The 22605-nt window shown below is 46.9% G+C and carries 22 protein-coding genes; 2 read left to right on the top strand and 20 right to left on the bottom strand.

Translation table 11 applies throughout. The annotated features are described in order from the left end of the window. Positions 1–103: 103 nt before the first annotated feature. A complete protein-coding gene (locus WJ238_RS11325; RefSeq protein ID WP_337606985.1) occupies positions 104–1381 on the top strand; it encodes an HlyC/CorC family transporter in 1278 nt (425 codons plus the stop codon). A gap of 89 nt (positions 1382–1470) precedes the next feature. Here WJ238_RS11325 and WJ238_RS11320 read toward each other — a convergent pair whose 3' ends face one another. The 9 genes from WJ238_RS11320 to WJ238_RS11280 all read right to left on the bottom strand — a co-directional run bounded on the left by WJ238_RS11320 (position 1471) and on the right by WJ238_RS11280 (position 8755). Next, positions 1471–2169 (bottom strand): sigma-70 domain-containing protein, encoded by a 699-nt coding sequence (locus WJ238_RS11320; protein WP_230105098.1) that lies wholly within the window; start codon positions 2167–2169, stop codon positions 1471–1473. A gap of 178 nt (positions 2170–2347) precedes the next feature. Beyond that, positions 2348–3214 (bottom strand): N-acetylmuramoyl-L-alanine amidase, encoded by an 867-nt coding sequence (locus WJ238_RS11315; protein WP_230105097.1) that lies wholly within the window; start codon positions 3212–3214, stop codon positions 2348–2350. A gap of 74 nt (positions 3215–3288) precedes the next feature. Further along, the gene (locus tag WJ238_RS11310) at positions 3289–3645 is read right to left on the bottom strand and encodes a superoxide dismutase family protein (protein WP_337606987.1); all 357 of its coding nucleotides are present in this window, start codon (positions 3643–3645) and stop codon (positions 3289–3291) included. 29 nt (positions 3646–3674) lie between these two features. Continuing rightward, positions 3675–5165: an ATP-binding protein gene (locus tag WJ238_RS11305; RefSeq protein WP_316267542.1), complete on the bottom strand. Its 1491-nt coding sequence runs from the start codon at positions 5163–5165 to the stop codon at positions 3675–3677. Next, entirely contained in the window at positions 5162–6505 is a 1344-nt protein-coding gene (locus WJ238_RS11300) for a vWA domain-containing protein (RefSeq protein ID WP_337606982.1), read from the bottom strand. Before WJ238_RS11300 ends, WJ238_RS11305 begins: the two co-directional genes overlap by 4 nt. After that, the gene (locus WJ238_RS11295; RefSeq protein ID WP_316265666.1) at positions 6502–7404 is read right to left on the bottom strand and encodes a leucine-rich repeat domain-containing protein; all 903 of its coding nucleotides are present in this window, start codon (positions 7402–7404) and stop codon (positions 6502–6504) included. The genes WJ238_RS11300 and WJ238_RS11295 overlap by 4 nt, the downstream gene beginning before the upstream one ends. After that, positions 7391–7825 carry a DUF3783 domain-containing protein gene (locus WJ238_RS11290; protein WP_230105093.1) on the bottom strand — a complete coding sequence of 145 codons (435 nt, stop codon included), beginning with the start codon at positions 7823–7825 and terminating at the stop codon, positions 7391–7393. Before WJ238_RS11290 ends, WJ238_RS11295 begins: the two co-directional genes overlap by 14 nt. 107 nt (positions 7826–7932) lie before the next feature. After that, a complete protein-coding gene (locus WJ238_RS11285; RefSeq protein ID WP_316265668.1) occupies positions 7933–8199 on the bottom strand; it encodes a DUF6092 family protein in 267 nt (88 codons plus the stop codon). A gap of 31 nt (positions 8200–8230) precedes the next feature. Next, positions 8231–8755: a nitroreductase family protein gene (locus WJ238_RS11280; RefSeq protein WP_316265670.1), complete on the bottom strand. Its 525-nt coding sequence runs from the start codon at positions 8753–8755 to the stop codon at positions 8231–8233. A 142-nt stretch (positions 8756–8897) separates the two neighbouring features. On the opposite strand from WJ238_RS11280, the gene WJ238_RS11275 reads away from it, so the two are divergent. Next, positions 8898–9647, top strand: coding sequence for a DUF554 domain-containing protein (locus WJ238_RS11275; RefSeq protein ID WP_230105090.1), 750 nt, complete (start codon positions 8898–8900; stop codon positions 9645–9647). A gap of 27 nt (positions 9648–9674) precedes the next feature. Here the strand turns inward: WJ238_RS11275 and WJ238_RS11270 are convergent, their stop codons facing one another. The 11 genes from WJ238_RS11270 to brnQ all read right to left on the bottom strand — a co-directional run bounded on the left by WJ238_RS11270 (position 9675) and on the right by brnQ (position 22582). Then, positions 9675–10334, bottom strand: coding sequence for an aspartate/glutamate racemase family protein (locus WJ238_RS11270; protein ID WP_337606981.1), 660 nt, complete (start codon positions 10332–10334; stop codon positions 9675–9677). 68 nt (positions 10335–10402) lie between these two features. Further along, entirely contained in the window at positions 10403–11347 is a 945-nt protein-coding gene (locus WJ238_RS11265) for an aminopeptidase (RefSeq protein ID WP_337606980.1), read from the bottom strand. A 7-nt stretch (positions 11348–11354) separates the two neighbouring features. Continuing rightward, the gene (locus WJ238_RS11260; protein WP_230105087.1) at positions 11355–12041 is read right to left on the bottom strand and encodes an AroM family protein; all 687 of its coding nucleotides are present in this window, start codon (positions 12039–12041) and stop codon (positions 11355–11357) included. A gap of 13 nt (positions 12042–12054) precedes the next feature. Then, positions 12055–12993, bottom strand: coding sequence for a DUF1177 domain-containing protein (locus tag WJ238_RS11255; protein WP_230105086.1), 939 nt, complete (start codon positions 12991–12993; stop codon positions 12055–12057). Positions 12994–13078: 85 nt separating this feature from the next. Next, positions 13079–14158 carry an S-methyl thiohydantoin desulfurase family protein gene (locus WJ238_RS11250; RefSeq protein WP_230105085.1) on the bottom strand — a complete coding sequence of 360 codons (1080 nt, stop codon included), beginning with the start codon at positions 14156–14158 and terminating at the stop codon, positions 13079–13081. 94 nt (positions 14159–14252) lie between these two features. Continuing rightward, positions 14253–15935: an OPT/YSL family transporter gene (locus tag WJ238_RS11245; protein ID WP_230105084.1), complete on the bottom strand. Its 1683-nt coding sequence runs from the start codon at positions 15933–15935 to the stop codon at positions 14253–14255. A 196-nt stretch (positions 15936–16131) separates the two neighbouring features. Next, positions 16132–17367 (bottom strand): PucR family transcriptional regulator, encoded by a 1236-nt coding sequence (locus tag WJ238_RS11240; RefSeq protein ID WP_256192985.1) that lies wholly within the window; start codon positions 17365–17367, stop codon positions 16132–16134. 143 nt (positions 17368–17510) lie between these two features. After that, positions 17511–18626: a phosphotransferase enzyme family protein gene (locus tag WJ238_RS11235; protein WP_337606977.1), complete on the bottom strand. Its 1116-nt coding sequence runs from the start codon at positions 18624–18626 to the stop codon at positions 17511–17513. Positions 18627–18748: 122 nt separating this feature from the next. After that, the gene (locus WJ238_RS11230) at positions 18749–19609 is read right to left on the bottom strand and encodes a YitT family protein (RefSeq protein WP_230105081.1); all 861 of its coding nucleotides are present in this window, start codon (positions 19607–19609) and stop codon (positions 18749–18751) included. Then, a complete protein-coding gene (locus WJ238_RS11225; RefSeq protein WP_337606975.1) occupies positions 19599–21212 on the bottom strand; it encodes an amidohydrolase in 1614 nt (537 codons plus the stop codon). The genes WJ238_RS11230 and WJ238_RS11225 overlap by 11 nt, the downstream gene beginning before the upstream one ends. Before the next feature lie 32 nt (positions 21213–21244). Then, a complete protein-coding gene (gene brnQ, locus WJ238_RS11220; protein ID WP_337606974.1) occupies positions 21245–22582 on the bottom strand; it encodes a branched-chain amino acid transport system II carrier protein in 1338 nt (445 codons plus the stop codon). Between the last annotated feature and the right edge of the window lie 23 nt (positions 22583–22605).

Raw genomic sequence — 22605 nt, 5'->3', positions numbered from 1 at the left:
CTTGCAAAATTACATAAAATACGGTATAGTAATTTCGTGTTATACGCTTACAGGCAGAGCCCTGAAATCTTACAAAATTATGAAAGAGGAGTGAAAAAACTTCATGGACCCCAGCGACGCCATACAGATTATTATTTTGATTATTCTGCTGATGCTCTCTGCATTTTTTTCATCTGCAGAGACGGCTCTTACAACAGTCAACAAAATTCGTATCCGCAGCCTTGCCGATGAAGGAAACAAGCGGGCAGAGGCTATTCTGGATGTTACAAAAGATTCCAGCAAGTTATTAAGCGCTATATTGATCGGAAATAATGTGGTAAACACTGCTGCCGCTTCCCTGACAACAACGATCGCCTATCACTTCGGCGGCTCAGCCGTTGCTTTTGCCAGCGGTCTTATTACTCTTTTGATCCTCCTTTTCGGAGAGATCACTCCCAAGACCACCGCTGCCATCCACGCCCAGGGCATTTCCATGATCTATGCGCCGATCATCCGTATTTTTATAAAACTGATGACTCCTGTCATCTTTATTATAAACAGTCTGTCCCGTGTAATTCTTTTTATCTTGAGAATAAATCCGGAAAATACAAAAAAAGCCATGACAGAAAGTGATCTGCGTACAATTGTAGATGTCAGCCATGAAGACGGGGTGATCGAATCCGAAGAAAAGGAACTGATCTACAATGTTTTTGATTTCAATGACGCTAAAGCGAAAGATGTTATGGTTCCCCGCGTTCATGTTACATTCGCTGATGTGGAGAGTACTTATGAAGAACTTCTGGAAATTTTCCGGGAAGATAAATTTACCCGGCTTCCGGTTTATGAAGAGACTACTGACCATGTGATCGGAACCATCAACATGAAGGATCTGCTCCTATTTGACAGCAAAAAGGAATTTCATGTGCGTGATATTTTAAGAGAAGCTTATTTTACCTATGAGTATAAAAATATTTCTGAACTTCTGGTAGAAATGAGAGATTCTTCCTTCAATATCGCCATTGTCCTGGATGAATATGGAGAGACCGCCGGTCTTATCACACTGGAAGATATTCTGGAAGAACTTGTTGGTGAGATCCGGGATGAATACGATGAAAACGAAGAAGATCTTGTCCGCCAGGTCGGAGAGAGAGAATATCTTGTAGAGGGATCTCTCAACCTGGAAGATCTCAATGATGAGCTTGATCTGGACCTTTCATCGGATGATTACGATTCTCTCGGTGGTCTTATCATCGAACATCTGGACCGTCTTCCCCAGGCAGGAGATGAGATCACCACAGACGAAGGCATCCGCCTTGTGGTAGAGAAGCTTGATAAAAACCGGATCGAACTGGTACATATGTATCTGCCGGAAAAGACGGAAACAGATTCTGAAGAAAAATAGAAAATAATGATTTTGTGATATTAACAGGAGAGCAGCCCTTAAGTCATTTCAGGACTTTTGAGCTGCTCTTTATTTATATAATCCTTCTCTTATTCTTCTTTCCATTCTTCTCCTGCCAGCTTGAGAATATCTTCGATCTCCTCTTCTGACACGCCCATTTTCTCTGCCACTTCCTCTACGTCTACTTTACGGCCCAGTCCGTCGCTCATTTCCCGGATTGTCGCCTCCAGGTCAGATACCCGGTCTACCATCTTGCGATCCTGCCTTTTCATTTCCAGCTGGGATTCCAAAAGCGCGCGCATGGAAGCTCTTATCTCTTTGAGGATTTCTTCCTTCTTCTCTTCTCCCGGAGCATATGCCAAAAGCGCCCCGACAAGACTGACATTTCCTTCCTGGATCACATCTCCCAGGAAAACTCCCTGTCTTGGCAGCTTCAGCGCTTCCTCTGTCACAAGGGGCATGTAGGCTGCCAGCCTGCTCTCCTCCGGTGTACGCGGCACCATCTCGTGTATTTCTCTAAGATAACTTTCCAGGTATTCCTGTTCTTCCCGGGTCAGCTCCTCTCTTTCTTCCTCCGCCTGCCGAATCACTCCGGGCTTTTTTTCATATCCCGATACAGCCACTTTCTGTGAAAGCAGGTAGTCGCACACCAGCTCTATCTGCTGGGCAGAAAGCGCTTCCTCCTCGAAGAATTTTTCGATTTCCTCTATATTAAGATGCATCTGCTTTTCTTCTGCCAGATGCAAAATTCCGCTTAATTTTTCCTGAAATTTTAATTTATCTGCCATTTTCGATCCTCCGGTTCCTATGTAAAATTCTGATATATCTTCGGCTTTGCAGGCCAAAGCACCCAGGTATAATAACCACGCGGCTGCTATTATATGTGGTTATTATACCTAAAGTTTTTAAAAATTACCAGCACCGGAAAACAGAGACTATCGGAAGCGGGAGGATCTCCATATGGGATCAGGACACAATCACAGTGGAATAACCTGCCCGTTTCAGCCGCCGTTCCATGTCGGCTGCTTCCTCCAATGTGTCATATCCGCCCACCTGAACTCTTAAATAACCGTCAGAATCCTCAATATACGCCGGAAAATCCTGCTCCAGAAGTTCCCCTCTAAGTCTCTCTGCATAAGTACGGTTGCGGAAAGCCCCTACCTGCACGCGATAATCGTGGACTACTGCATTTTCAAATTCATTATTTTCATATTGACTGTCTGTATTTCCCCCTGTCATGCCGCTGTTCCCACTGCCATTTACGCTTCCGGACGTATCTGCACTTCCTTCAATAAGTCCGTTCCGCTGCAGGGTATCGAGGATTCCCTCGGCAATGGCAAGTGCAATGTCATCAAAATTCTGATCAAACAACATGTTATCGGTGTCAGAATTGATAAATCCGGCCTCCACAAGAACAGCCGGCATTTTTGTCCTCTTCAGCACGACCAGATTCGGTCTTGCCTTGACGCCAAGATCCACAAACCCTATAGTTGCCAGCTCCTCATTGATCGCCTCCGCGATCTGGTACTTCAGTCCCGACAGATCGTACACCAGCGATTCCACACCGGACACCTCGTTGTCTCTTGGAAAAGAATTGCGGTGAATGGAAATAAAGAGATCCACTCCTGCCTGATTTGCTTCCATCGCTTTTTCATATGGTGTCTCATAGACATCTGTCGTACGTGTATATTCTACATCAATACCTCTGTTCTGCAAAATTTCCCCTACAGCAAGCGCCAGGCGCAAGGTATCGTCCTTTTCCTGACGCCCGTTGTACACTGCTCCCGGATCCCGTCCTCCGTGTCCTGCATCCAGCATGATTGAATATGCCATAAAAATCCTCCTATTTGCACAGTCTTTCTACTCCAGCATATGCAGACAGGAGGCGCTTTGTTACATGGAAATGTTTATCGTATATCAGGATCTTCTGCCACGATCTGTCCGCAGGCAATCTTCTCTCCTGAATTTCCCGACGGCTGGGTGCGGAAATCATCAGGCATATCATGAATCACAACTGTCTTCCCCACCACTTCCTCCGGAAAAAAGCGGGTGGTATAGACCATCATCCACGCTGTTCCCTTATCGGATAGAAGCGGAGGCAGATCCCCCTCATGTTCCGGATGCATTTTACCCCGGGTCTGATAGTGGCCGTCTGTATCGGCAAATTCATCCGAAGTGGTTCCGGTACAGGCGCTTCCTTCATGAATATGAAATCCGTAAAAGCCGAGGCCCTGCCCTGTATTGTGCGGAGTAAAGCCGGAAATATTAGCACCGGCGCCAAAAGGCTGTTCTTTTATGACATTTCCTCTAATTCTTCTAAGATCTTCTCTCTTCTTTCATCAAACAGAAGTCCTTTGTTGTATTTAAAATATTTATCACAGTCATTTTCTTTCAGATACTGGATGCTGTAGTAATTGGTATTCAGCTCGGTCACAAAGCAGACCATTTCCTGACTGTCCCCGAAGGCATCCTCCATAAAGTCAAAGGCGTGATCCAGCGCTTCTCCGGCCGCATCCACAGCCTGCTGCCGCTTATCAGCCTCCTTCACAAACTCTGCCCGGACTCTCTCGAATGCCTCGTCTTTCTGCCCATCCTGTTCCATATGTTCTTCCTTAAGGATCACAACATACCGCTCCAGTGTGTCCGCGACTTTGCGGAGCATATGATCCGCCTCTTTTGTCAGCTGTCCTGCCCGGCGAAGCTTCTCATATTCTTTCTCCGCCTCTTCTTTGATATCAGCCAGATTTCCCTGTACCTTATACTTCTTAAGCCATCCGAACAGCCTGGTTACATACTGGTCTGCAAGGTAACTTGCCTGGAACAATTCGCTAAGCTTCCCGATCAGCATCCCCACGACGCTTAAACGCTCGTCGAAGGAAGCAAATTTCAGCTTGTCCAGGGTATCTTTTCCATAGTGTCCTTCCAGGATTTTCTCCAGTCCGTAATCCTTTTTATATTTGTGAAAAAGCTCCAGATAATTGGCAAAATCCTTGGCGATCTTCCAGTGCTGCAAATACTGATGCACCACTTCCCGGTCCGCTTTTTTGCCGATCGCCTCGTACACCTTTAAAAGCTCTGAGAGATCCTCCCAGCCGCGGGCTGTTACAAATGTCCTGCCGTCCACCGTTGTCTCCATCCGGTAAAAGCAGTCTTTCCGGATTTCCAGGTAGGAGAGGATGGCAGGATGGATCCCGGCACGATAGGCGTATTCTCTCCACACCTCATAGTTTTCTTCCACATCGATCCGGCGGATCCTGTCCAGTGTCACCACATCAAATTCCCGCACGGATTTATTGTACTCCGGCGGATTTCCGGCTGCCACGATGATCCACCCTTCCGGCACTTTCTGATTACCGAAAGTTTTGCACTGCAGAAACTGCAGCATAGTAGGCGCCAGTGTCTCCGAGACGCAGTTGATCTCATCAATGAAGAGGATTCCCTCTTTTAATCCTGTTTCTTCCATTTTCTCATAGACAGAGGAAATGATCTCGCTCATGGTATATTCCGTGACAGAATATGTTTTCTCTCCGTAGGTTTTCTCTCTGATAAAGGGAAGGCCCACCGCACTTTGCCTTGTATGATGGGTAATGGTGTAGGAGACAAGGGCAATGCCGCAGTGCCTTGCCACCTGCTCCATGATCTGTGTCTTGCCGATCCCCGGAGGTCCCATCAGAAGGATGGGGCGCTGCCGGATAGACGGTATCATATATTCTCCGTAGGAATCTTTCTTAAGATAAGCCGTAACGGAGTCCTGAATTTCTTTTTTGGCTCGCTTTATATTCATGCTGTATCTCCTTTTCTCTCCTCTGATTTTCCGGACATTTTCCGGACATCCTCCTCATTAAGGATCAGTTTCATGGCCCATGCAGGCACATTCACATCCTCATAATCCTCTTTCATAAAGACAAAGGCTGTCTCGTAAGGAGGCATTTTCTTCGGATAAACTCCCTGTCCGTCTGTAAAATAGATCAGTCCCCGAAGCTGGGAAAATTCTTTCTGCTCCAGAAGCTTCTCCACATGGGCAAAAGCCGGGCGGAAATCCGTCCCGCCCTCTCCTTTCAGTTCGAGATCGTCCATGTATGCCCTAAGCTCTTCTTCATTCGTGATCTTTTGATCCGACTGCACGGTGTCATCACACTGGATAATGTGGATATTCACTTTCCGGAAAAAGCTGTTCTGCTCACTTAACACCGTATACGTCTCTTCCAGAAATTTTTGCACAAGTTCTCCTGAACAGGACATGGAGGTATCGATCACGATCACGAAGTCCTCGATTTTCTTCGTCTCTTTCCATTCCTGCGGCTCGATCAGAGGCATGTTGCCGTAAAGCCTAAGTCCATAACTGTAAAAGGAATAATCGAAGGAATCGTCATCCACTGCCATTTCCTCTCTTAAAACCGCGAATTTCCTCAGGAAATCTCCGTACTTGAACCGCTCTTTATTCTCTACTTTGACATGTTCCAGCAGATTCCCGGAAGCAGAAGAAGCTTCCTTGGAAAATGTCTCCATGTCAGTCTCCATCTCCTCTGTCTTATTCTGCCACTGGTTCTCAATCTCCTGCCGGCGCTCTTCCTCATTGTCATCGGGCCAGTAAATATGACTGTCCGTATAAAATTCTTCTGCCAGCTCTCCAAGCTTTCTTTCACTCAGATTCCAGTTTTCCAGGGAACCGTATACCTTTTCCGGAGTCAGTACTTTCATCTCTTGCTTCAGCTTCCGGTACGTCTCTCTTCGCAGAAAAGACCGGGATCTTAAGACCGGCCGGTGCTGCATACTGTCGATCATGGATTCCGCCACAATATCGCAGGAGAGATTCCACAGATCTTCATCCCGCCCGTTTCTCCGGGTTAAATGATGAAACAGGCAGTGGAGTACCATATGAAGATAAAGCCGGTTCACCAATACCGCATCCTTACGATACATTTTGCTCAGATTCTCCGGATGATAACAAATGGAAAATCCGTCTGTCCCTGCCGGATCGGCTGCCGGATCTGCCGCAAAATAGAAACTGCTTAAAGCCACGTCAAGAAACCTCATCTTAAGATAGAGCTCATTTCTTGCAAGAACCAGAATTTCTCTTCCGATTCCTTTCAGTTTCTCCGCATTTGTTCTTTCCTCTGTCATAACTCAAATACCTTTTTCTGTTTTGGGAAATACCGGTGCCTTTCTTCCATCAGCACACTTAATATTTCCGTCTTTTCTTTTTCCGCCGCTTTCTCGATCGCACCCTCCAGCGTATCCCGACTCCAGAAACCTTCTTTTCCGAAAAACCGCAGCATGTCCGATTCCTCTCTGTCAATATAGATTGACGCTGCCGCCATCAGGTGCTCTTTGACGTATTCTGCATACTCCGCCTTTGCCGCCTGGGAGAGCTTATAAGGGTATCGAAGGCGCAGGGCTGCCATCTCTGACGCCGTTTCCTCTGTCTCTTCAGCCACCGCCCTTGGAAACAGCCTGTCGTACTCGCTGTAATTTAATTCCCTGTCATAGAAGCACTGCCGGTAGTCTCCTCCGGAACCGTGATAATGGGTCTCTACAATTCTTGCCGGAGTATTTTCCACAGCCTCTTCATAGTGCTCTGGAAAGATCAGCTTTGCTCTTTCTTCCGATCCGTCTTCCCGGCAGTAGCGCATCGTCACTGTAAGGGCGTACCTGATCTCATCGGCAATAAATTTCAGTACGGATTTCTCTCCCTTATAGAGCCGTATCTCAATGTTCCGTATGGCGCTGCCTGTGAAGGCTCCTGCCCCTACATCATTCAAAGCGTCGGAAAAAGAAAGGCTTTTCAAATGAAAGCACCGGTAAAACACATAATTTCCAATCTGCTCCATATAGCGGGGCAATGCAACAGACGTAACATTTGTCCTTGAAAACGCATAGGGAGCCGCCCAGCGGACCGGCTCCCCTTCTATCTGTTCCGGAATGATGACCGATCCGCTGCAGGCAGGACACTTTTCCAGCAGTATCCCTCCTTCTCTCCTTGCGTATTCCAATCCGTCAATGATTCCGCTATTTTCCATCATTTCTGTTTTCTTCCTCTTTACCGCCGGCTCTCTTTGCCGCGATCATCTTCTGCATTTCTTCATGCTCCCTTACAAGCTCGTTATGAAGCTCCAATGTATTCCAATGCACATTGGTTGGGGTCAGGGCCGCTTTCAAAGGGATCTGCAGCCCTTCTTTCTTCAGATAGGCGAGCATCCGGTTCATCTGGGGATCTGTCAGGTGATTCAGCACCAGCATTTCCTCGTCAAACCCTTCTCCTTCATAGATCTCCTCTGTGCGCTCTATGCCCTCCACTCCTGCAAGGGCGCCGATCTTCTGGAGATAGTCCTCCTTCTCCACAGTCTTGATCTTAATTCCCATAAGGACAAAAATAAATTTTACTTTATCTGTTCTCTCTTTATCTTTGAAATTATATAATAATACACTTCCTCTAACTGCCATACGTATCTCCTTTCTGAAATAAAGAAAATCATTTCCTGTCAGACAGGAAAGCGGCAGCAATAAGCCGCCGCTAACAGTATAGCAGATATTTCAGATTTGTACCAGCGCTACATACAGTCTACCAGAAGACCGGAAGCCTCCTCCAGCATCCCAAAGAAATCTTCTTCCCGGGACAGGGCTTTTCCCTTATCCCTGTCAATGCGCTCCGCCAGTTTTCTCACTCCCTCATTCTGCGGATCTTTTTCCAGGATGATCTGACACAGCTTGGACGCCGCCTCTGTAAGACGGATGGATCCATAGATCCTCGGCTCTCCCGGAAGACCCTGGGCGCTTGTGATCAGATAGATCAAAAGCTCAAGTTCTTTGCTGTCCATTCTCTTCTCTCCTTTTCGTTTTTTCTGGTTTTTATTCCTTTTCAAATGTATTAAAAAATGCGATGTCTTCTGCTTTCGGCCTTGCCGGACATCTTGGCTCACCCTTCGGGTAACCGATGGAGATCAGCGCCTCGATCCGGTATTCCTCCGGGATATTAAGGATCTTCCTTATGGCCGTATCGTTATAAGATTTAATGGCGCATGTGCCAAGACCATACTCCAGGGCGGCCAGCATCAGATTTTCCGCTGCCATGGAGGCATCCATCATGCAGCCGTAGATTTTAGAATTTTCTCCGCCTTTTTTCAGCGCCTTTTCCATATCGGAACAGATTACCAGAATAACCGGCGGCTTCCCCGAAAGTCCCGGACTGAAAAAATCCACCTTTTCCCTGAGCGCATCTTCTGTGACAAAAAGGAATTTCCATGCCTGCAGATTACTGGCAGAAGGAGCTCTCTGGGCTGCGTCCGCCAGTTTGATGAGCACCTCTTTTGGCACTTTCTTTTCCTGAAAAGAACGGATGCTGTGTCTTTGTTCAATTGCTTTTAATATCTCCATGTTCTTCACCTCATCTGCCGCCGAAAGTATTTACTTTTTTCAGCGGATTCGTTAAAATATTTTCTGTTGCATATGATATGACACCAAAGCGTTCTGCTTCCATGTCAGGAATCGTACGCTTCATATACAAAGGAGGACTTCTATGTTTGGACTTGGAACGATCATCAACACCCTGGCTGTCATCGCCGGAGGACTTCTGGGCCTTTTTTTCAAAAAGGGCCTGCGGGAAAATGTACAGGATATTCTCATGAAAGGAAGCGGCATTGCCATTTTGTTTATCGGTATTTCCGGCACGCTCTCCTACATGCTGACGATCGAAAACGGCAGCATAGGAACCCGTGGGACCATGCTTCTTATTTTTTCCATGACACTTGGTTCTCTGGCAGGAGAACTGCTTGATATCGAAGGGAGGATCGAGCATTTCGGGCTGTGGCTCCGGAATTTCTTCCATTCACACGGCGACTCCTCCTTTGTGGATGGTTTCGTAAACACATCCCTTATCATCTGCATCGGCGCTATGGCAATCGTGGGCTCCATCGAGGACGGCATTCACCATGACATTTCCATGCTCACGGCAAAAGCGATCCTGGACTTTGTCATCGTCCTTGTCAACGCCTCCATCTATGGCAAGGGCACGATCTGTTCCGCTATCCCAATCTTTGTCTACCAGGGAAGTATTACTGCCATCGCAGCCGTGGCCGGATCTTTTGCAAGCGATGCTCTCATCGCCCAGCTTTCTTTTGTAGGATCCGCCCTCATTTTCTGTATCGGCGTCAACACGACCTTCGGCAAGATCCTGAAGGTGGGCAATATGCTCCCCGCTCTCTTCTTCCCGGTCATCACACTGTTTCTGGGACACTTTTTCCCGGCGGCGGCTTCCTTTTTTTCCTAAAGGTTCGCCGCCCTTTTTCGTTCTCTTTTATCTGCGGATGCTCTCATAGTAAGCGAACAGACCTTCTGCCAGCACCGGATCGATCACCGGAAGACCGGTTGCCTCTTCCAGTTCTTTTGCCACGCCAATGGTGGCAAGACCTGTACATGCAAGGGCGATCACTTCCGCCCCTTTCTCTTTCAGATTCTTTCCGGAAGCGATCACCTGCTTTCTTCCTTCCGGAGTCATCAGATCCAGAGTGCTGTCCACACCATCCGGTTTTTCCAGGATCATTTTCCCCTCAAGCAGTCTTGCATAAGCGTCCGGAGCATAATCCGTGATCCCAAGGACTCCGATTTTCGAGCCGTACCGAAGGGCCAGGGCCACTGTTGTCTCTCCGCCGCCGGTTACCGACATCCCCGGAAGCGCCTCCCTTATCTGGCGTACACCCGGATCATCTGCACAGCTTACAATAATCATATCCACATCCTGAAAGGATTTCGCCGTTTCCACGATCTTCGGAACCGCGATCTCGCAAAGTCGGGGGCTGTGGATCCCCTCCGGCTGGTCGGGAATACATTTTGTCTCCACATCAAGAGTGGGAAACTTCTCCATGATCTGTCTTTGATGGGAATATAATACTTCCGGATCCTCACAGGTCAGAACCCGGATCAGGCCTACTTTAAACTTCTTTTCATGCTGACTCATTTTGCTTCCTCCTTTTACTTTTATAAAAAACCCCGCAGCTTTTCCATTGCTGCAGGGTTCGCCTTTTTCTATACCTGGAACACTCCCTCTTTGATAACAAGTGTATCATCAAGATAGAGCGTCGGCTTCAGTATAATGCCGTCCATGTGGCATTCTGCCTTGTTTACCCCGCCGAAGGATGTATTGGTTCCAAACGCAATGTGTACGGTTCCGTACACTTTTTCATCTTCCAGAATAATGCCGTTCAGAATCGCTGCTTCGTTTGTTCCGATACCCAGTTCACACAGAGTACCGTTCACTTCGTTTTTCAGCAGGATGTCCAGATTTTCACTTTTTTCTCCTGTCACCTGGCGAAGCTTGCCGCCGCTGATCTTCATGTGAAGCGGGCTTTCCAGCTTTCCGATTCCCACCATGGAACCGTCTATGATCATCTCGCCGTCGGATCCGTCCTCCAGAGGTGCAATGTACGCTTCTCCGGAAGGAAGATTGCCGCATTTCCCGGCTTCCTTATATACTCCCGGACTTGGCACGCCGTCTCTTCCTTTCAGACTGATGTTCAATACCATTCCGTCTTTTTCAATTCTTGCATTGTCTGCCTCTGTCAGCATATCGGTGATCTTTGCCGTCAGTTTCTCCACTTCGCCGTAATCGGCCGTCATAGCACCTTTGCTGAACATTTCTTTTGTGATTCCCGGCATGGTCGCAACTCTGGTTCCTGCTGCCGCAGCCTCGATCCTTGCACTTGTGTGAGTCAGAGATTTGGCAGTAGGCGCAATGACAACATCCGCCGCTTTCATGGCTTCTGCCACTGCTTTAGGCGGCTCCTGTCCGCTTACTTCTCTCTCCTTCATCACAAGCAGCATTCCTTCACAGCCAAGATGGCAGGATGCTTCATAGAGAGCCTCGCCGATCTCTTTTCTTGTGTCGTCAGTGATCACAAGTACGGATTCTTCTTTTTTTACTCCCAGACAGGAAACAAGTACCTGCTCTGCAATTTTTACTAAGTCTTTCATGGTATGTCTATCCTCTCTTTTTCAAATCTGTCAGCTCTGATACAACGCGTGCAAGAAGCGTTCTCGGAAGGACGACCATTTTCCCGGTCTTCTCCTCAAACATACGCTTCATTTCCTGTGTATAACCGATGCAGTCCAGGACGATCAGATCAGCGTCCATATCTTTCACCTGCTCCGCAGCTTTCTCCAGATCTTCCCACTCTCCGTAAGGTGATGCTGCGATGGATGTCACCTTATCCACATACTGACTCCATTTTCCTTCTGTCTGCGCAAGCTGCAGGGGTGACGGAGTCATGCAGATAATGTTGGATTTCTTTGTCATCAGAGGAACAATCCGATCCAGAATATCGCAGGGATAGAGCAGAGGAATGTTTTTGGACGTCAGTGTTTCCGGAAACTTTCCTGTGCAGAAGAACATGATCAGCCTGCAGCCGTCCTCCTCCATCCTGTCAATAGCCTCCTGGAGCCTCGGCAGGATATAGCGCTCTGCAAAGGTCACAGAAGTACCGTCCGTCAGACGGGAGACCAGCACATAGTCTCCCTCCTCCGGTTTAAACTTTGCAATCTCTTCCTTTGTCAGTCCGTCCAGGCCTCCTGCCTGCACCAGTTCAGCCTGCCCTTCAAAAATATCCATAATGTCTGCTGTCACATCGACTCTCGGCGCCTGCCCGATGGTGATCGCACCAATTTTCATCTGTATTCACCTCTTATTCCTGTCCCAGTGTCTGTAAATGATCCATCTTTCCATACAGTTTTACAAGACGTGCATATTCTGCTTCATCATAGAATTTGCACTGTCCTCTTCCGAAGGCTTTTGCAACTTCCAGCATAAAGCGCGCTGCTTCTTCTACGTCCGCTGCATGGGTTGCTCCTGTCGCGCATCCCGGCACCATAACTTCTGCTGTGATGGCGATTCCTACAACTGGAGCTTTTGTTGCAGTACACGGCTGCAGAACGCTGTTGATATGATGTACGTCATTTCCGTAAGGAGTAATATCCTGTGTTGCCAGAGGAAATACATAAGGAAGTTTTCCTGTTGTGATCTGCATCAGATCCAGCAGGTCTTCTGATGTTCTTAAAATATATCCTTCTTTTACAGTAGGAGAAATGGCGAATCCTCTTGTGTTGATCACGCGATTTCCCTTTGTTGTATCAACAGAGAGAATAGCATCCAGGTCGTCTGACACTTCTTCTTGGTTCACCTGTGACATCTCTACCGGAGATCCCATAAACGGAACCGGGTCATGAGGCTGTGTCGGCGCATCCGGACAGATATGTGTGGAGATCAGAACATCCCCCTCCAGCATATCTCCTTTGTTCTGCATATCCAGGATTTTAGCCGCAAGAGCAACTGCTGCAAGTGCTCCGTCACCGTCGGATACGAATCCGATCCTTTCCGGGCGCGCTCCAAGACCTCCCAGTCTTCCAAGGAGTCCGATGGTCGGAGCGTTTCCTCCGTTTGTCTTTCCTTTGGATCCGGGGATCCGCACTTTCAGCATATCTGTGGAACCTTTTGACCCTTTCAGTTCATATACTTCGATGTCTGCATCCGGTTTGATCGTTCTTAAATATTCTTCTACTTTCTTCCCTGTCACATTTCCATCATCCAGGATATCGTACGCTTCAATAATCTGTTTCATTAACATGGCTTTTATCTCCTTTTTCTGCTTTTCTATTTTGTTTTTCGTCCATGCTTTCCATGGAGCGCTGTACATTTCGCATTTTTGCCGCTTACAGGTAGCTTACCATCTCTTTTCCGACCACTTCTTCTGTCTGTTTCAACAGTTCCGGATCAAACATGGTGGCAGACAGCTTCAGATTTTTCTTATCTGCCCCGATCACATAGACCTCCAGTCCTTCTTCCATCATAGCTGTGGTAACAGGCTCTCCGGTCTTTGCATTGATGGTCATAATAAGATCAGGGAAAGTCGCAAGCCGTTTTCCGTCCTTTTCCGCTGTGGCATACTCATTCCAGAATGTCAGCTGGCAGCCGTCTACTTCCGCATATCCCACATCAAATCCTCCTGTTGTTTCAATAGAGAAGTTTTTCACCTCTCCTTTTGCCAGGATAGAACCACCGAGAAATTCACACACATTTTTTACCGCTTCCTCCACAGAAGTTTCCAGCCCTTTACGGAAAGCTTTTCCTGTCTCTATAGCAAAGCTGACACCGCCGATAGCGCAGTTTTCTTTTGCATAGGCAGCTGTCACCGGATTTCTGGCAACCGCCACCAGTCCTCCTGCCTCAATAGACGCCATGCGCACAAGTTTTGAGGTATGCTCGATGCTTCCTTCAAAGAAACACTCCACATGATCTCCCGTCTCCGGATTGCCTCCTACACATGCCTGAACCGTCTTGTAGTCCTTCTGCTTATGAAGGTTCATACTCCCCATAACTCCGGTAGGATGGGCACGCCCATTGCACGGTGCATCCACAAGGGGAAGACCGGAAATGGCAGCCTGAAGCCATCCGTTCACAGACGCCTCTCCTCCCTGCTCATTTGTGATAATACCGCCCAGCTTCAGATCTGTATTCTTTTTGATCATCTCGATCGTATAAGCAAGATCCCTGGCTGTCATAAACTGGTCTTTGGCATTTGGAGCTCCCACAAGGGAAGCGGTCAGAAGAACCGCGTCGTCATCAATCTCTTCAATCGGAATAAGACGAAGATCTGTATACTCTACCGCGATCTTTGCATATTTTCTTCCTTTTACCGGATCTCCTCCGCCTCCTCCGCCAAGGATCGTGCCTCCTGCGAGGACATCATCCAGTACTTCTTCTGTCAGTTTAAGTCCTTCCTTTTTCTCCACTTGAAAATCCCCTTCTTTCCTTAAAATGATCTGCTTTATACTGCAAATGCCGGCATAAAGGAAAATCCCTTACGCCGACACTTGAACAGAGCCGCTATTCTTTCTTGCTTCCAAGGGCAAGCGTCGCCGTAAAGAAGCTGTACAGAGCCGCACCTGCCAGTGCGCCGGCACCCAGAATGTTGAGTGTGTGCTCGTTTTCTTTGTTTCTCTTTACCAGGATCGCACGGATGAGCAAGGCCACGATGATCGTAAGACCGTTGATGGTGCTTCCTACCAGAAGACCGGTTGCAAAAAGGATTCCCACCTGTCTGGAACCTCCAAGAAGCTGAATGATCGCCCCCGGAACAGCCCAGATCAGAAGCCATTTTGCAACTTCTCCGCCTGCGCCCGCTTCAATCGTAGCTGCAAAGGTCGCATCTACCGGTGCGTACAACCCCTGCGAGAAGTAAGTCCGCGCAAGAAGAGCCACCATAACAAATGCAACTATAAATCCTACAATTTCTGAAATAAACTGCTGTTTTCTTCCTACTTTTTCCAGCTCCGGATCTTTTCCGTATCCTCTGAGGATATATCCGCATTTCAGGTCGTATGCCATATCAGAGAAAGCCGGGCCTGTCGCTGCCGTATAGGCAACCAGCACAGCCAGAGGCATACTCGGGAATCCGATCAGCATACCTACCAAAAGGAAAATAAGCGCCGTTGCAAATCCCGGGAACCATCCGGAATACATAGCGGAAATTCCTACAATCAGCTCGGAAGCAATTGCCGCAAATGCTGCATAAATGATCCAGATCACCAGCTTAAACGGTGTCATCTCTGACCAGATACCGGTAATAACCGCCAGAGCAATCGCTACGACGAAATATGCCACATATCCCCATCCAAGAGCGCTCTTCATATTTCCCATGCTGCGGCTGAATTTCCCCGCTGCACTTGCATCATCGCCTTTTTTGGCAAACAGCATTTTACAGACCTGAAGAAGCGCGACGAGTCCTGCTCCGATCATGATTCCGTGAGGCATATACTGGAACATAGTCTGTGACATAAGATCTGCTCCCTCGCCGAAAATATCTGTAACGACCGGAAAACTTTTCCCGAAAATATCAATAATAAAGCCATTGGTATTAAGGACACCGATGACGATACTTCCGACACCAAGCGCTGCCATTGCCGCAAAGTCTCCGAACCAGGACACACCAAGAAGGTCTGTCGGGACACCGATGACTTTACCGCCGATACCGATCACCATACCTACCAGAAGCAGCATTGCCTTCCGGCCTTTTTCCACAACCGCAAGAATAGACTGCGCAGATGCAACTCCCGGAGGCCATGCTCCCTCTGCCGGGAACATTTCCGAATCAAATGTTTTATAAAGGATTGTTGCGTCAATGATCGTTGCGATAAACACGCCGATCAGCATTGGAAACATCAGATCTTCTCTTCCCATAATAACCGGAATACCGATGGGAAGCAGCAAACTGTTGGCCGCTGAAAATGTTGCTCCTGATATAGAAGTCTGAATCATGTTCTGACTGTGGATACTCCTGTATTTCTGCAAAAATGCCAGAGGTATCCTGGAAAGTATAATCGCAAACAGCGCTCCGACAATTGACGTATTAGGAGCCACGCCGGTACGTACGATCAATTCCAGCCCGATAATTGCTCCAAGCACACTCATAATAATATTCAGTATGAGAACATGCGGAGCCAGTGCTTTAGGATGTTCAGCCGCTGTAATATGCAGCTGCTCAAACGATTTCTTCTCTTGTTCGTCCATATTTTCTCCTCCTTTTCTCTCACTCGCCACTTTGCCTTTTTCAAGTCAAAACAGCGTCCAGGTACAAAGAAAGCCAATGTGACGATCACCCACATTGGCTTAACACCTCTTTATTTTAGCACTTTATCAAATTGAAGTCTTTATTCTCCGAATCCAATTTTTAGTCAGAATCTTTGTGCCCAGCGCACAGCTTTTGTCAATTTTTTATCCTTTCCTTCCCGTTTTCTGTCAGATATCTTCTTACTAAACAAACAAATGCCAGTTCCTGCAAAGTTGTAAAATCTCCTATATTACACTTTAGTATTTCTTCAATCTTTTTTACTCTGTACATCATAGTATTTCTATGAAGATACAACTTTTCCGCCGTCTGCTTTTTCGATCCTCCGTTTTGCAGCATCACTTCCAATGTCTCCACAAGACCGGTCCCATGTTTCCTGTCATACTCTTCCAGACTGTACAACCGTTCTTCTACATAAGATCTCACTTGCGGAAGCCTGGAAATTTCCAGCAGCAATTCTTCGTATTTCATTTCTTCCCACCAGAAAATCTTCTGGTCTTCAAAATCTTTTCCGGCAATCTGCGAAAGTTCCGATATCTGATGAGCGGCTTTGGGCATATCAAAATACCCGTCTATTCTATCGGAAACAAGTATATGAAAATCTACTTTGCATAATTTCTTCAAACTTTGCTCAAACTCTTCCAGCTTTTCTTTAAAGGCTAAAATCCGCCCCGGCTCACAGAACAGGACCTCTATCTTTTCCGGAAGAGAAATCACTGTGTACCCGAGATTTTGTTTCATAAAAAATGTTTCCGCCAGCTGTTCCGCTTTTTCCTTTTTCTGACCGGACCACTGCTCTTCCGGATATTTCGTGCAGATCTCCATCATCCTTACCGGCATCATAGGCCAGTACAGAGAATTGGCCCTGATCTGCGCCTCTTCTTCCCGGTCAAACCTCTCCTGCACCAGGTCGAAATAAAATTTCCGATCCAGTTCCTTTTTCTCAATCTGTCCGATCTGATAGCGCGTCCGCATTTCTACCCCGTTTTTAGCCTCCACAATGGCAACCATTACCGGATACACAGCCTCAATAAATCCCAGGGCATTGTTGAGAAAAAAGAGCGGAAACTGAAGCTGATCTGCTAGCTTCAGGGCCTCTTCCGGGAAATGGTCAAAAAATCGTGTCTTGATGGCCAGAGCAGCGGCCCCCGCTTCATTTAAATCCCGGATCAGATTAAGAACCGCCCCTTTGTCGTTACGGATGGCATATCCGGTAGTGATAAGCAGCATATCCGCCCTAAGCCATGGTTTGATATCCGGCTGTTCCATCATGTCATATACCACTACAGTACGGTCCAGCCCTTTTTCGCCCGCTACCAGCTCTGCTTGTCCGTTGTCCCACAATTTTTTTATATCTTTTACTGTCAGCCTCATGCTATCGCTTCCCTTTTGTTTTGATTTTTTAACGATAACATTTCAGAACATATTTTTCAATACCTGCAAAAATGAAGATTCTGTGAAAAAGATAACAGGACACGTAGTAAAATGCAACTTTACTACGTGTCCTGTTATCTTTTTCACATATACTTCTTTACAATCGACTGCATCGTATGCCACTTCTGTTCCATATCTTCCACTAACTTAAACTGCGTACGGCAGCGATCCAGATTATGACCTTCTCTGTGGATCTTGAAATAAGTATCTCCCTGCAGATAATCAGTAAGGAACCTCATTCCGCACTCATATGTCATGGTCTTCGCCCCCATAGGAAGCTCCAGGATTTCCCGCTCTGTCAGCTTACCGCCGCATCCTTCGATATATCCTCTTGCGTAGATATCAAATAATTCCATGCTGCAGGATACAAGACTTAAATCTCTCTCATCTTCCGCTGCTGTGCTTGCTCCGAAACGGATGGAATCTCCGAAATCATTCATAGCAAGTCCCGGCATTACCGTGTCAAGATCGATCACGCAGATTCCTTTTCCGGTCTTGTCATCGATCATAATGTTATTCAGTTTCGTATCATTGTGGGTAACGCGCAAAGGAAGCTCGCCTTTTTCCAGAAGTTCACTGAAATAATTGGCAATACCTTTTTCCCTGCTCCGCACAAATGCAATCTCTTTTTGCACAGATGCAGCCCGCCCCATTACGTCTTCTTCTACTGCTTTCTCAAAAACAGCAAATCTGGCTTTTGTATCATGAAATCCTTTGATCGTTTCATGGAGTGTCTCAGCCGGAAAATCTGCCAGAAGACGCTGGAAATTTCCGAAAGCCACTGCGCTTTCATAGAAATCGGCCGGCTTTTCCACCTTATCATAGCTGGTGGCTCCGGTAATAAATTTATAGGATCTCCAACAATTTCCTTCAGAATCTTTATAATAAGAGCTGCCATCTTTTGTCGGTATTACATTCAGAGTCTCCCTCTCCGGATCTCCCCCGTTTTCTGCAATCCTTTCTTTCAGGTATGATGTCACATTTACAATATTCTCCATCAGCTCTTCCGGTTTTTCAAACACTTCTCCATTCATTCTCTGCAGAATGACTTTGATCCTTCCCATTACCCCTATTTCATAGGAAAGCAGATAAGTGTCGTTAATATGTCCGCTTCCATATGGACGGCACTCTGTCATTTTCCCTTCAAATGCAAAATTTTCAATTGCTTCATTTAATCTTTCCAAGGTTACTTCCTTCATTTTTTTCCCTCCTGAAAATCCCTGCTCTATGCAGTGATCTTCTCTTAATATGAAACAATTGTAATATAAGAAAAAAGGAAAATCTTTGTCCTATTTTTCCCTTATTTTGTATTATCGGATATCTATTCTGTAGGCTTCTGATAAAACTTCCCTGCAATCTGCTCAGTTTTCATCAGATTAACAAATGCCTCGGGATCCGCTTCGTTTATCGCTTTCAGCACGCGCTTACTTTCAGCACTGGATACGACCGAATACACGATCTTACGCTCTCTTTTCTCATAAGAGCCCTCTCCTTCAATAATAGTCGCCCCGTGATTTGTTGTCCTGGCGATTGCCTCATAAACCTCTTTCGCCTTATTTGTCACTACAAAAAGTGTCTCCTGCTGATATTTTTTATAAAGCATGTGGAGTACCTGTGTAGACGTATACTGGAAAATGATGGAGTACAATGCCTTGTCCCATCCGAATAAAATACCTGCTGCGGCAAGGATCACCACATTAAGTCCCAGCACCATATTCCAGGAATCAATCCCTTTCCGCTCTGACAGAAATATGGCGATAAAGTCTGTTCCTCCTGTTGTTGCATTCATCATCAGACACATACTGATCACCAGGCCGTTGATCAGCCCGCCAAAAATACTGATCAGCAGCGTGTCATAAGTAATCACATATCCCGGCAGGATATCTGTCAGTACACTGGTAAGCACGATCATCAGACAGGAATACAGCGTAAATTTTTTCCCGATAAACCGAAATCCTATATAGACCGGCACTGCATTCAGGGCTACATTGACAATGGTATATGGTATTGTCACATGAAAAAACAATTCCCCCATCCGCTGCAGAAGCAGGGTAAGCCCTGTTGCTCCGCCCGGATATAATCCGCCTGTCCGCACGAAAGATTTGATATTCAAGGCCATGATCACTGCTGCCAGACAGACGATGATGATTCTCTTTATGTCTTTTTTAGGTTCAAATTTCATAAACTCTTTTTCCTTTAATAAATACTTTCTGTACTTTTATCTTATCAATTTCCTCTTCCGGAATTTCAAAGATATTTCGATCCAGGACAACAAAATCTGCCCTGTATCCTCTTTTCAGCTGCCCCATCTCCGGAAAGCCAGCCGCTTTCGCCGACTCTCTCGTATATAGTTTCACCGCTGTCCGAATATCAACAGCCTGGTCCCTGCCGCAGTCTGTTCCGTCCCATGCTCTGCGTGTTACGGCTGCTTTTATACAGGGGAAAGGGTCAGATGGAACTGCCCACGATGTGGCCGGTGCATCGGTTGAAAAACACAGCTGCACCTTTCTATCCAGCATCCGTTTTACCGGATAGCATTCTTTCATCCACTCTTTTCCCAGATTTTTCAGGTAGCTCTCGATCTCCGCATACATGAAAATCGGCTGTGTTACAAATGCAATTCCTTTTTCTGCCGCTTTTTGAATGCTTTCTTCAGAAGGATCTGTAATGTGCTCCACTCTTGCATATGGCACATTTTCCTTGCCTTCCATCCAGTCATCCTCCAGGCAAAGCCTGTCTACCGCCCGTTTGATCGCCTTCCCGCCCATAGCGTGTACAGACAGCTGGCAGTGCTTTCTTTTGCAGAAGGAAACTGCCGACTCTACCAGCTCGTCTGAACAGACCGGCAATCCGTACTCTTCTGTCCGACCCAGATAAGGACGGCTCATCCAGGCAGTCCGTCCGGACACGCTTCCATCTCCGATCAGCTTAAGACCCGCTGCAAATATCTGCTGTGCCCGGTCCCTCTTTTCTCCTGAAAGGTCGAAGTCTTTGTCTTCGGCAAAAAAATCCCACATATAGTAAATCCCAGTTTTCAGTTCCCAGCCCCGTTTTGCCGCTTCCTCATAAAGGGGATAATTGTCCCCTTTATCCAGGTTGCCCATGTCTGTCACTCCCACAATTCCTTGCGAAAGAAGAAGCCGGCCCAGAGCTATCAGATTCTCTACCTTCTCTTCCCTGGTTGGAACCGGCATAAATGGCGTAACCAAATTTCTCGCATTCTCTTTCAGAACGCCTGTCGGTTCGCCGTCTGCATCACGCTCAATTTCTCCGCCCTCCGGATCCGGTGTATTCCTGTCAATTCCGGCAATCTCCAGAGCTTTGCTGTTAACGCACCGGATATGACCGCAGGTGCGGATGATACAGACAGGCATATCGCTGCAGCCTTCATCCAGATCATACCGGGTAAGCGCTCTTTGCTCCGCAAATTTCCCTTCGTCATATCCCCATCCTTCGATCCATTTCCCATCCTGCCTGTCTGCAAACTTTTCTTTCCTCACCCTCCGGATTTCTTCAATGAGTTCTGCAATAGAATTTACTCTTGGAGGGAGAGCCGATATCTGCTGCGAGAAATCTGCCAGCATCACAGGATGCATATGTGCATCGATCAGTCCCGGTATGACGCACGCTCCATTGAGATCCACTCTTTCATAACTGCAGGAAGGCATCTCCGCCCGCCTGCCGATCCAGGCTATTTTCTCTTCTTCCACGATCATGGAATCCGCATAAAGATTTTTGTCATCAGATGTAAAGATTCTGCCATTTTCAAAAATTTTATTTTCCATTTTATCCTCCCCTGTTCTTTTTTCTGTGATTCTTATCTTCTGCTGCTCTTGTCTTTATCTGCAAAATTTCCCCACAGCGCTCCCACTGCAAATCCGATTATTGTAGGAATCAGCCATGCGAAACCTTCCTTTGCCAGAGGAATTTTATAAACCATCTCCATCACTCCGGAAATATCCGCTTTTAGAAGTCCTGAGGCGTGAGCAACATTTAAAGCGTCAAAAACAGACATCAGCGCCGCCATAAAGACAGAGCCCTTCCACGCCCCGTCATTGGGAACATACTTTTTCAGTAAGCCGAGAAATGTCATAACTACTGACATCGGAAACAGCACAGTAAACAAAGGTCCGGAAATAGCAAGCACATTGCTGACTCCTGTAGATGATACGAAGAAAATGGCTGCTGTAATGAGAAGTGCCGCCAGCTTATAGGACAGCTTCCCTTGCGTCCATCCTTCCACCCACTCTCCTGTTGTGGCGATCATTCCCACCGCGGTTGTCAGACATGCAAAAATAACAGCCAGCGACAGTACCACACTGCCTCCATAACCGGCCATCCGCCTTACCAGGTCAGTTAAAAGAAAGGTAGTATCCACATCCGCCGGATAAATTTTTGTTCCCTGCGCGCCCAGATACGCAAGCCCGCCATACACAACAAAAAGAAGCGCAAAACCGACAGCTATGATACCAAACATGGCCTTTTTATATTCCTTTCTTTCCGTATAACCTTTATTCCGGAACGCTTCAATAAATATCCCGGCACAGATGATTCCCGTTCCTACATCTCCGGTATTATACCCGGTCAGAAATGCATTGACAAATGCCTCTGTTCCGCTTGTGATCTCCCCTTCCCCCAGCCTGTCAATGGGGTGAACAATTGCCAGAATGATCACTGCAACCAGGCTGACCAGAAGAAGCGGCGTAAGGTAATTCCCTATCTTATCTATTACACTTGACTTATTCATGGCGAAATAATAGGACACAGCAAAAAATAACAGCAGAAAACCAATTCTCACGTAAGACGGCATGCTGCCAAAGATTCCTTCCAATCCCGATTCATAGGCAACGCCCCCGCATCTTGGGATCGTTCCGAATATTACTGCCAAAAGACCGATCCCCATATAGAAATAGTGCCACCATGGCGTAACATGGCGCATCATATCCTTCAGGTCATATCCTGTATTCCCCACAGCTGCCACCGCCATCATAGGAAACAGGATACCGGTAAGGGCAAGGCCTGCCATGGCCGCCGGTACATACTGTCCCGACAAAAGACCTACCTGGGGCGGAAATATAAGATTTCCCGATCCGAAAAAGACAGCAAACAGTGCAAAACCCGTAATTAAAATGTCCTTTCTCATATTCTTTTTCATTTTATCTTTCCTTTCGCTTCGCT

This window comes from Claveliimonas sp. (genome assembly GCF_037273965.1).
In the GTDB taxonomy this organism is placed as follows: domain Bacteria; phylum Bacillota; class Clostridia; order Lachnospirales; family Lachnospiraceae; genus Claveliimonas; species Claveliimonas bilis.
The sequence above is the reverse complement of the archived record's forward strand: the minus strand, read 5'-3'. Positions and strand labels throughout refer to the sequence as shown.

Excerpts from the sequence above, each read along its gene's own strand:
- WJ238_RS11285 (WP_316265668.1), bottom strand. The coding sequence starts at position 8,199 with ATGGACAGCAAAGAACTTGAGCTTTTGATCTATCTGATCACAAGCGCC.
- brnQ (WP_337606974.1), bottom strand. The coding sequence starts at position 22,582 with ATGAAAAAGAATATGAGAAAGGACATTTTAATTACGGGTTTTGCACTG.
- WJ238_RS11280 (WP_316265670.1), bottom strand. The coding sequence starts at position 8,755 with ATGGAGATATTAAAAGCAATTGAACAAAGACACAGCATCCGTTCTTTT.
- WJ238_RS11290 (WP_230105093.1), bottom strand. The coding sequence starts at position 7,825 with ATGGCAGTTAGAGGAAGTGTATTATTATATAATTTCAAAGATAAAGAG.
- WJ238_RS11230 (WP_230105081.1), bottom strand. The coding sequence starts at position 19,609 with ATGAAATTTGAACCTAAAAAAGACATAAAGAGAATCATCATCGTCTGT.
- WJ238_RS11300 (WP_337606982.1), bottom strand. The coding sequence starts at position 6,505 with ATGACAGAGGAAAGAACAAATGCGGAGAAACTGAAAGGAATCGGAAGA.
- WJ238_RS11265 (WP_337606980.1), bottom strand. The coding sequence starts at position 11,347 with ATGAAAGACTTAGTAAAAATTGCAGAGCAGGTACTTGTTTCCTGTCTG.
- WJ238_RS11235 (WP_337606977.1), bottom strand. The coding sequence starts at position 18,626 with ATGAAGGAAGTAACCTTGGAAAGATTAAATGAAGCAATTGAAAATTTT.
- WJ238_RS11320 (WP_230105098.1), bottom strand. The coding sequence starts at position 2,169 with ATGGCAGATAAATTAAAATTTCAGGAAAAATTAAGCGGAATTTTGCAT.
- WJ238_RS11225 (WP_337606975.1), bottom strand. The coding sequence starts at position 21,212 with ATGGAAAATAAAATTTTTGAAAATGGCAGAATCTTTACATCTGATGAC.
- WJ238_RS11270 (WP_337606981.1), bottom strand. The coding sequence starts at position 10,334 with ATGAGTCAGCATGAAAAGAAGTTTAAAGTAGGCCTGATCCGGGTTCTG.
- WJ238_RS11305 (WP_316267542.1), bottom strand. The coding sequence starts at position 5,165 with ATGAATATAAAGCGAGCCAAAAAAGAAATTCAGGACTCCGTTACGGCT.
- WJ238_RS11275 (WP_230105090.1), top strand. The coding sequence starts at position 8,898 with ATGTTTGGACTTGGAACGATCATCAACACCCTGGCTGTCATCGCCGGA.
- WJ238_RS11295 (WP_316265666.1), bottom strand. The coding sequence starts at position 7,404 with ATGATGGAAAATAGCGGAATCATTGACGGATTGGAATACGCAAGGAGA.
- WJ238_RS11255 (WP_230105086.1), bottom strand. The coding sequence starts at position 12,993 with ATGTTAATGAAACAGATTATTGAAGCGTACGATATCCTGGATGATGGA.
- WJ238_RS11325 (WP_337606985.1), top strand. The coding sequence starts at position 104 with ATGGACCCCAGCGACGCCATACAGATTATTATTTTGATTATTCTGCTG.
- WJ238_RS11315 (WP_230105097.1), bottom strand. The coding sequence starts at position 3,214 with ATGGCATATTCAATCATGCTGGATGCAGGACACGGAGGACGGGATCCG.
- WJ238_RS11240 (WP_256192985.1), bottom strand. The coding sequence starts at position 17,367 with ATGAGGCTGACAGTAAAAGATATAAAAAAATTGTGGGACAACGGACAA.
- WJ238_RS11245 (WP_230105084.1), bottom strand. The coding sequence starts at position 15,935 with ATGGACGAACAAGAGAAGAAATCGTTTGAGCAGCTGCATATTACAGCG.
- WJ238_RS11260 (WP_230105087.1), bottom strand. The coding sequence starts at position 12,041 with ATGAAAATTGGTGCGATCACCATCGGGCAGGCGCCGAGAGTCGATGTG.